The organism is Luteococcus sanguinis (assembly GCF_039527675.1).
In the GTDB taxonomy this organism is placed as follows: Bacteria; Actinomycetota; Actinomycetes; order Propionibacteriales; family Propionibacteriaceae; genus Luteococcus; species Luteococcus sanguinis.
The window spans coordinates 1-8,312 of the sequence record NZ_BAAAKI010000015.1; the positions used below are offsets into that span (position 1 = coordinate 1).

Annotated in this window: 9 protein-coding genes; 4 read left to right on the forward strand and 5 right to left on the reverse strand. The window is 65.5% G+C overall.

The window, feature by feature from the left end; genetic code table 11:
• Positions 1 to 368 precede the first annotated feature (368 nt).
• Positions 369 to 1,925, forward strand: coding sequence for a hypothetical protein (locus ABD089_RS11020; RefSeq protein ID WP_343886450.1), 1,557 nt, complete (start codon positions 369 to 371; stop codon positions 1,923 to 1,925).
• 132 nt (positions 1,926 to 2,057) lie between these two features.
• Positions 2,058 to 3,292, forward strand: a protein-coding gene (locus ABD089_RS11025) for an IS3 family transposase (protein WP_343886459.1) whose coding sequence is annotated in 2 segments (ribosomal slippage) — positions 2,058 to 2,367 and positions 2,367 to 3,292 — 1,236 coding nt in all. Because the reading frame shifts where the segments join, the coding sequence is not laid out codon by codon here.
• A 61-nt stretch (positions 3,293 to 3,353) separates the two neighbouring features.
• Here the strand turns inward: ABD089_RS11025 and ABD089_RS11030 are convergent.
• Positions 3,354 to 4,145, reverse strand: a complete 792-nt coding sequence (locus ABD089_RS11030) for a hypothetical protein (RefSeq protein WP_343886451.1) — start codon at positions 4,143 to 4,145, stop codon at positions 3,354 to 3,356.
• 2 nt (positions 4,146 to 4,147) lie between these two features.
• Positions 4,148 to 4,819, reverse strand: a complete 672-nt coding sequence (locus ABD089_RS11035; RefSeq protein ID WP_343886452.1) for a PASTA domain-containing protein — start codon at positions 4,817 to 4,819, stop codon at positions 4,148 to 4,150.
• 87 nt (positions 4,820 to 4,906) lie between these two features.
• Here ABD089_RS11035 and ABD089_RS11040 point away from each other — a divergent pair, with 87 nt between their 5' ends.
• The gene (locus tag ABD089_RS11040) at positions 4,907 to 5,902 is read left to right on the forward strand and encodes an FRG domain-containing protein (protein ID WP_343886453.1); all 996 of its coding nucleotides are present in this window, start codon (positions 4,907 to 4,909) and stop codon (positions 5,900 to 5,902) included.
• A gap of 726 nt (positions 5,903 to 6,628) precedes the next feature.
• Entirely contained in the window at positions 6,629 to 6,796 is a 168-nt protein-coding gene (locus ABD089_RS11045) for a hypothetical protein (protein WP_343886454.1), read from the forward strand.
• Here the strand turns inward: ABD089_RS11045 and ABD089_RS11050 are convergent.
• The 3 genes from ABD089_RS11050 to ABD089_RS11060 all read right to left on the reverse strand — a co-directional run.
• Positions 6,793 to 7,068 carry a hypothetical protein gene (locus tag ABD089_RS11050; RefSeq protein WP_343886455.1) on the reverse strand — a complete coding sequence of 92 codons (276 nt, stop codon included), beginning with the start codon at positions 7,066 to 7,068 and terminating at the stop codon, positions 6,793 to 6,795. The two genes, ABD089_RS11045 and ABD089_RS11050, sit on opposite strands and share 4 nt — an antisense overlap.
• 92 nt (positions 7,069 to 7,160) lie before the next feature.
• Positions 7,161 to 7,838 carry a hypothetical protein gene (locus ABD089_RS11055; protein WP_343886456.1) on the reverse strand — a complete coding sequence of 226 codons (678 nt, stop codon included), beginning with the start codon at positions 7,836 to 7,838 and terminating at the stop codon, positions 7,161 to 7,163.
• A gap of 149 nt (positions 7,839 to 7,987) precedes the next feature.
• Positions 7,988 to 8,312: hypothetical protein (locus ABD089_RS11060; protein WP_343886458.1), on the reverse strand; the 325-nt coding region annotated here is incomplete at its 5' end.

The following is an 8,312-nucleotide window of genomic DNA, read 5'->3' on the forward strand; positions in this document are numbered from 1 at the left end:
TGCGCACCCATCAAATCGAAACCGACGACTCACAGAGCGACCGGACCGAATGAAGGGGGCGGCCCACGCCCTCGGCCTTCATTCGCTCGATCAAGACGCGACGGCGAAAGTCCGTCACAGAGGTACCTGCGGGCACTTCCACCCAAGACTCCAGGAGGGCGTGGAGTTCGGTGGCGGGGTTGGGGGTAGGCGTCACGCGCTAAAGTATCGCGAGCAACTGACGGCGGGCGGGTCCCGCCAAAGATCCCCAACTGGGTCCTTGGCCTTCGCCTTCTACGTCACGACGTGCACGGGTTCCTGCGGTCCCATCGTGCGAGAATCAGCACGACGTGCTGACGGCACCCCCGGCAGCAATTATGCTCCGCATCATGGCAGTCATGTCGCGCGTGCTGTGGTCCGCCTCATTGGACGAAACGTCTCCCGACGATGCGCTGGAGCGTGCCAAGCGCGCGGTGGCGGAATGGGCGATGCAGGATGTGGGGGCGACCTTGGAGCCTGGGCGCAGCGAAACCACCACCAGCAACGGACTGGCCCGCAGACTGGACACCGTGTTCAGCGAGGATCCCCGTGGGTTCCTCGTGGACCTGGAAGACCAGGACAGCGAGGCGGCATGGGGCGTGGGTATCCGAGTGGCTGTCCTGGACGGCCGGTTGGCGTGCTGGGTCGACAACACGATGGAGGCGGCCAGAATCCACCGACCCGTCATCCTTGGGCGCCCCCGGGTCGTGGATGCCCTCCTGCGCATTGGCAACCGGCCGCGGTTGGGTTCCAGCGGCCTCCTCACTTCGGTGCAACACATCCCACAACCAGGGGTATCCGTCCTGGTGGAGCACCTGGAGGACGAAAACCGCATGCTTCCCGTGGTGGTGGTCACCAGCCCTTGTAGTGGCTTCAACACCTCTACGATGGGGCGCAGTGACGCGATGGCACGTCGCCTGACAGGTCTGGCCACCGTGGTCAGGCTGGACCCGGACGCCCAAGATGCCCTTCGAGCAGCCTTGCCTGATCGGGCTGCGGTGTGGGGTGGGGCGATGCGCGTCTATGCCCCGGGGCCAATCGAATCAACGGCGGCCCATCGGGTGTTCACCAGTGACCTGATCGCCCAGCGGGGTGCGGAGCCCGTCATCAACTGGGTGACCTCCATGTCTACGCGACGACGCCCCGACCCTCGGTTGCGCGCCATAGAAGGGCATAGAAGTGGCGGCCGCGACCAATCGGGTGAGGTGCTTGAACTCCGGGCCAGTGTGGAAGAACTGGAGATGCAGCTGGAACTGGAACAGTTGGAGCGAGGCGAAGTGGAGAGCCAGCTCAACGAGGCCCTCGGCCAGCTGAGGCGACTGCGGGACTTGGGTTTCAGCAGTGGCCGAGCAGCCGACGTGGTAGCTGCCACCTCGCCTGGGGACGACGATCCCGACGACGCGGTCAACAGCGTCGAAGAGGCCGTGATCCAAGCCCAACTCAGCTTGACGGAGCACCTCGTGATCCCCGAAGCGGCGGTGCGTGACATTGATCGACTGGATGCAACTCCAAATGCGGCAGCGTGGGGCAACACCGTGTGGCGGGGTCTTCAAGCACTCGCTGACTACGCCAAGGAATCAAGCGGCAAGGAGGCTGCCACCAAGGGCTTCTGGAACTGGTGCGCGGAGGGCGGCAGCTCATGGCCAGCCACCACGAAGAAGCTCGCCATGCGCGAATCGGAGACCGTGGCGAGCAATGCGAAATGGAAGGCTGCTCGCATCTTCCCTGTCGACAAGAAGGTCGACAAGTCCGGCACGCTCTACATGGAGGCGCACCTCAAGATCTCTGAAGGCGGCGGTGACCTGGCTCCGCGCGTCTACTTCCATGACGACACGAAGGGAACAACCGGCAAGGTGCACGTCGGGTTCATTGGCCCGCACTACCTGGTGCCGAACACCAAGTCGTGACGGCGAGTTGCCGGCCGGTCCTGTAGCCCACGCAGCAGGCAGCCCCATCAGCGACCCAAGCGCGGGCCTTGACCCCTGGTTGTGGACACGTGGAATCCAGCATGGGCTGGAGGAAGCGAGATGATCATCACCATGGCCAGGAAGAACTACTCGATGGAGTTTCGTCAGCAGGCCGTTGACTTGTACGAGACCACGCCCGCTGCGACGTTGAAGCAGATCGCTGGGGAGTTGGGCGTCTCCCGTGGGACCCTGTCGTTGTGGGTCAAGGACTTGGGCAACGGTGTCCGCACCAACGACGGACCGACCCCAGCCACGCCCCCTTCCGGTGACTCACCAGTAGCGAGGATCGCCCGGCTGGAGGCCGAGAATGCCCGGTTGCGGGCGGACAAGGCCAGGGTGGAGACCGAACGCGACATCCTGCGCAAGGCGGCCAAGTATTTCGCCGGGGAGACGAGCTGGTGAACCGCTTCCAGTTCGTCGCCGACCACCAGACCACCTACCAGGTGAAGCGGTTGTGCCAGGTGTTGGAGCTGTCCCGCTCCTCGTTCTATGCCTGGCAGAAAGCCGGTCCGGCCCGTCAGCAGCGCGCTGAGGACGACGCTGTCCTGGCTGCACGGATCCGACGGGTCCAGGACCCGAAAGCTGGTGGGGACCCGGCCTACGGAGCACCGCGGGTGACCGTCGAACTGAACGACGGCGCCGCCCGCGAGGATCGTGTCAACCACAAGCGCGTCGCCAGGGTGATGCGTGCCCACCAGCTGGCGGGGATCCGGCTGCGTCGCAGGGTTCGCACCACTGTCCCGGAACCGGCCGACGAGAGGTTCGGTGACCTGCTGCAGCGGGACTTCACCGCCGAGAAGCCGAACCAGCGTTACGTCGGTGACATCACCTACCTTCCGCTGGCCGGTGGCGGGAACCTCTATCTGGCCACCGTGATCGACTGCTACTCCCGCAAACTGGCCGGCTGGGCGGTCGCGGACCACATGCGCACCGAACTGGTCGAAGACGCGCTGAAAGCCGCCTGCGCGCAGCGCGGCAGTCTCCGGGGTGCGATCTTTCACAGTGCCCATGGGTCGGTCTACACGTCGAAGGCCTACGCGAAACTCTGCAAGGGTCTTGGGGTGAGCCAGTCGATGGGGGCCGTGGGGACGAGCGCCGACAACAGTCTGGCCGAGTCGTTCAACGCCACCCTCAAACGCGAACTCCTCGCCGGGCAGGCCACGTTCGCTGGGCCGGAGTTGTGTCGCCGTCAGGTCTTTCGCTGGGTCACCCGCTACAACACTCGCCGTCGCCATTCCTGGTGCGGCTATCTGTCCCCGAACACCTATGAGGCCTGCCGGGCCGCTACGCTGCCAACCGCAGCGTAATCAACCACCACCGTGTCCACGATCCGGGGTGAAGGCCCAGCCTTGGCTGCATGGTTTCCCATCACAGCCACCGGGGAATGGCTCGAGCGATTGTCGTGCAGATCGCCTTGGTGAGGCATGGGCACTGCTCTTTCATGATGGCGGACACCACCGCGGTTCGCTCCACCTGGGTTCCTCGCCGCAGCGCCGTGGCGTGCGGTCCATCCAGCAGGTCTTGCGCGATGGCGTCAGGGTTCTCCATGGCGCGCATGCGGTGCAGTTCCTTCTGCTCCTGTCGGATCTGCGAGATTTGCTCCTGGACCCGGAGGACAATGGCGGCCACGAAGATCGCTTGTCGGCGCTCCCGCTCGCTGAACTTGTCCTCTGGGAAAGTGCGGTCGAGCAGGCGGTCCAGCTCCCGGTCGAACTGACCGCTCAAGGCTGGGTGCCAGTCGTCCGAGCCCAGCCAGGTTTCCAGCTCTGCCTGGAGGATGCTGGCAATGCGCTCGACGTCGTCATCGGTCAGGTCAAGTTCACGTTCCCTACGGGTGAAGAAGTCCTCCGGTTCCGGGGCTTCGCCGCACTGGAGCACCACGTCTCGGCGGTCGGCACTCGACACGAGCGCGATGGTGAAGAACTGATCCTCGTCGTCGGGTGGTCGCACGAGCGCTAAGGAAGGTTTCGCCCAGTTGACCAGGTCACGGGCAGTCCGCGTGCCAGCGGAATCAGCCGCGACCTGGACGGTGAGTGCACCGGGGAGGTCCACAGCCGTCACCGTCAAGACGGTATCGGTGTGGTCTTCCAAGGCTGTGTGCACCGCATCCCGCCAGCGGGCCAGCTGTTCCAGGACTTCCGGGTCGATGTCGCTCGCCATGGTCAGGCACCCCCGTTCCGGTACGTGGCGCAGGCGTTCTTCTCCGGCACGTACACCGCTGGCGGCTGGCACGGCTGCTGGTTGCCGTCGCCCTCCGGCAGGACCGGTGACCACACGACATCCTGCTTGGCGTGGCTCTCATCCGTGACACCCTCGGTGGCATCAGCCGTGGTCTGGCTGGTCGTGGCCGGCTGGGGCGCACGGGTGATGTGACTCTCGTCGGTACCGGCCCAGCGGCCAACCCCCAACCTGACCCGGGTGTCGGGACCTATCGGCATGTGGTGGCCAGGATCCTGCCACTGCACCAAGCCGTCCTGGGCTTCATCATTCGTGGCCTCGTCGACGATCGAGACGTTGCGCACGCCGAGGTCACGGAACAGGGCGACTGCCTCGTCCTCGCGGGCACCCATCATGCGGGGCATGGTCTGCTGCGCCGTGGGCTGCACGGTGGCCGTGTGCTGCTCCTGTGATGCTGCGGCCGGTTGGCTCGTGGACGGTGCCGGCGTCGGGCTCGGTGACGGTGTCTCGGAGGGGGTGGCACTGAGGCTCACGGCGGGTGGTGTCGGCGCGACGTAGCCGAGGGGCTTGGGGTTAAGGGCCGTCATCGTCAGGGCACCGATGGCAATGCCTGTGGTGACAGCACCCGCAATCACGAGGGGGAGGGTTCGGGGCATGACCGGATCGTCTCAGTGAGGCAGGGGTTCCAGGGTGCGAAAGTCGCTTGCCACAGCAGGACATCAGGGAGCAACTAACCTTCTGTCATGAACATGCCCCCGACAGCTCACGGGCTGCAGCCAGCGCAGTGGGTTCGTGACGGCTGGGCGGTGCAGCCCGAATCGATCGACCAGTTGCTGGCTTTCACGATGCGGCTGACCCAGCTCGGTCCCGCTGTTGGCGGCTACGTCTGGCGTGGACAGGCCGACGCTGCCTGGAAGCTGGAATCCAGCCTGCAGCGACACATGCGAACGAACGGCCTGGCGGACACGATCCCGCTGGAGAAGGCTGAGCGCGCATTGATCGAGCAAGCACGCAACTGGGGGCTGGGGACGATGGGCGCGAGCCACATCCCGGACCTGCAACTCCTGGCCCAGATGCAGCACCACGGCGTGCCCACCCGCCTCATCGACGTCAGCCGGGACCCGTTCACCGCCCTGTGGTTCGCCTGCAGCGACCACACCAGCAAGGACGGCATCCTGTTCGCCGTGGACGCCAAGCACAGCAAGGAGACCCACGAGCGCCCGGAAGGCACTTTGGGTGAAATTGCCGAACCATTGGATCACGGCCTGAAGCAGATCCTGGATACGGCCATCAAGCATCCGGTCATGCTCGCCCCCACCATCCGTGACGCGCGAATGACCGCACAGCAGGGAGCCTTCCTTATCGGGATGTTGCCTGACGGACTGGTGCCCACCGCTGGCAGTTCGTTGGTGAGCGACTGCCAGGCCTTCGGTTTCCTCGCGGTCCCACCAGACTTCGACAGCATCCTGCAGGACCCCCCAGACCTCCGCACCGTCACTCCACCAAGCTTCGCGGCCTTCATCATCCCGGCCGGATGGAAACAACCACTCCTTCACGTGCTGCACGCGCTGGGAAAGTCACACCAGACCTTGTACCCAGACCTGGCCGGGTTTGCCTTGGCACTCCATCACGGCGACGTAGCGCTGGACCACGTCCCGAAGCTGGGAGAAGAGAAGAACATCGCCGAGGCGATCCCAGCGGTCGCAGACACGGACTACGCCGGCATGATCACCAACTGACACGAACAACGTCGTCCTACGCTGGCCCCATGACCGACACCGCCCGGGACCGTGCCATCCTCGAGGCGTGGCTGGATGGCGAGCGGGTCACCCGCATCGCGCGCCAGCACCGCCTGTCACCGACACGGGTTTACGGCATCCTGGCCATCACCCCGGCCATGCGCGCCGAACGGGAACGGTGCCGGCAGCAAGCCCGCGAGGACCTCGAACGCCAAGCGCTGGCCTGGTCTGCTGCCAACCCGGGTGTCCCGCTCGACCAGGCCAGCTTGGGTTGCAGCGCTAGCGAGCTGCGGTCGGTCCTCGGGGACCGGGCGGCGCTGCACCGGCCACTACGGCGGCCAAGGCCACCCCGGACGAGGCCATCGAGGACGCCTTGCGCGAGTTCGTGGCTCTCACGGACACGCCCACCATGGCCCGGTTCACGGCACTACGGGAAGGCCGGGGCTGGCCTTCCCTGGCGACCGTCCTGCGCCGGCATGGCACCTGGACCGCTGCCCTTCAATCCGTTGGCGTGACGGTGCGGTCCAGCGGCCGGGCCCGCCAGTTCAGCGACGAGGACCTCGCCAGTTGGGTTTGCCGCTACTTGGAGTCACCCGGGCCGTGGACGGTAACCGGACTGGAATCCTGGCTTTCCGCTCAAGAGGGTGCCCCGTCGGGCACGCTGGTGCGCAAGAGGTTCGGCGCCTGGCCCCAGATCCTGAGGGCAGTGCACGAAGGAGGCAAGCCTTGACCGCCAAGGACACCACGCCCGCGTACACGCTGGCAGAACGCCAGAAGGCCGTGGCGATCCTGCGCGCCATGGGTGCGCCTGTGCCATCCATCCCGCAGCCACCCACCAAGCGCTCGGCAGCCAAGCCACCCCGGGGCTGGAAGGTCCAGCTGGCCAAGGGCTAGGGGCCGTCCGACAGCTCGGGTGGCATGGTCCCGGCACCGCAGAGCAGGCTGGCAGCCACCACGAACAGGCCGGCCTGCCCGTGCTCGTCGACCGCTGCCACCTCCCCGGCCCAGGTGCCGTCGGGGTTGCGGATCCATCGCACCAGCAGCACTGGCCGCCAGCCGTCACCGAACTTCGCCCACGCATGCCCCGGAACGGTGGCCCTGGCCCCCTGTCTCCCGTAGGCACGGTCGGCCAGCGTGCCGAAGTCGGAGCGGATGCGGGAGGACATGCGCCCAGTGTGGCGGGGCGGTCTGACAGTTCTTGGCATTCGCCATGCCAATGAGGTATCCGCAAGAATTGATTGAGCCGCAGGACGATGGATCAGTCCTCGATGGGCCTCGGGTCCTCTCTGTTGGTCCGACGCCACCGCTGGCCCTCGGCATCTCTGAAGGTGATCGTGACAAGCCACTCGATGTGATCGTCTTCGAACGCCATCATGTTGGTCTCGGCTCCTGTTGGATCGATGATATCGAAAGGGTAAGTACCCTTGGAGCCGGATGGGAGGACCTCCCAGTATCCGCGATTTGCCCCGCGGACCCGCCGGTTCGGCGCTGTGCTATACCCGGGGCGATTGCTCAGCTCAACATGCGCCACGTGGAGTTCGGTCACTGTTTCGTCACCGGCGTTCTCGATCTCGACCTCCGGTGCGCCGGGGAACCCGATCCAAGCGATGATCCGCCGAGCCTGCTCCAGGCGCCGGGCCTCGTGTCGGGCAACCTCGCGCTGGTCGACTGCCTCACTGAGTTCCTGTGCCTTCCGCGCCGTCCTCTGTGAACGGACTGCCAAGCCAAGCGACGCGAGGGCAATTCCCAATGATCCCAGGGCGATCCAGTCTCCGGTGTGCCAGCTTGCCGTCCCTGGGGTGGTCGGTGCTGGGGCGGTCGTGGTTGCGCTTGGGGTGGGCTTCGGGGTCCCTGCAAGGCCTGTGGGTGTCGAGAGCAGTGACATCGACATCACGGCGAGAAGGACGGCGGCAAGGATGCAGGTTGACCGGCGCATGGCGTCAGTATGCAGCAGCTTCGTAGCCCCGGGGCACTGGCCCTGTCCAAGGTCTTAGCCGCTTCGCCGGACGTAGCCATGCCATGGCAACCGTGGATCGTTTGGAGCCTTCAAGCCTGCTGAGAACGGCACATCCACGGAGTCGGGAGTCAATCCAGCCCTGTCGTGTCCAGCCTGTCCTTGTGCCTGTACAGGAAGCGATGCGCCTCTTCGTCATCCGCCACCCAACTGTTGTCAAAGTCGCTGTCAGCCCATGACGTCTTGCCCCGGGCGCGGATGTGGACCTTGCCATCAGCAATCGTGTAGTCGCGCTGCTCCCGGAAGTTCCTTGCCTCGTAGTAGCTGCTTGTCGTGAAGCCCTCGTTTTGCTCGATCAGTCGCTCTCTGACCTTCTTTGTCAGTCGCATGTGGGCTGACCCCGTTTTGTAGGTCCGGTGGTTCTGGGAGTCGTCCTGTCGCCCGTGGTTGCGGGCA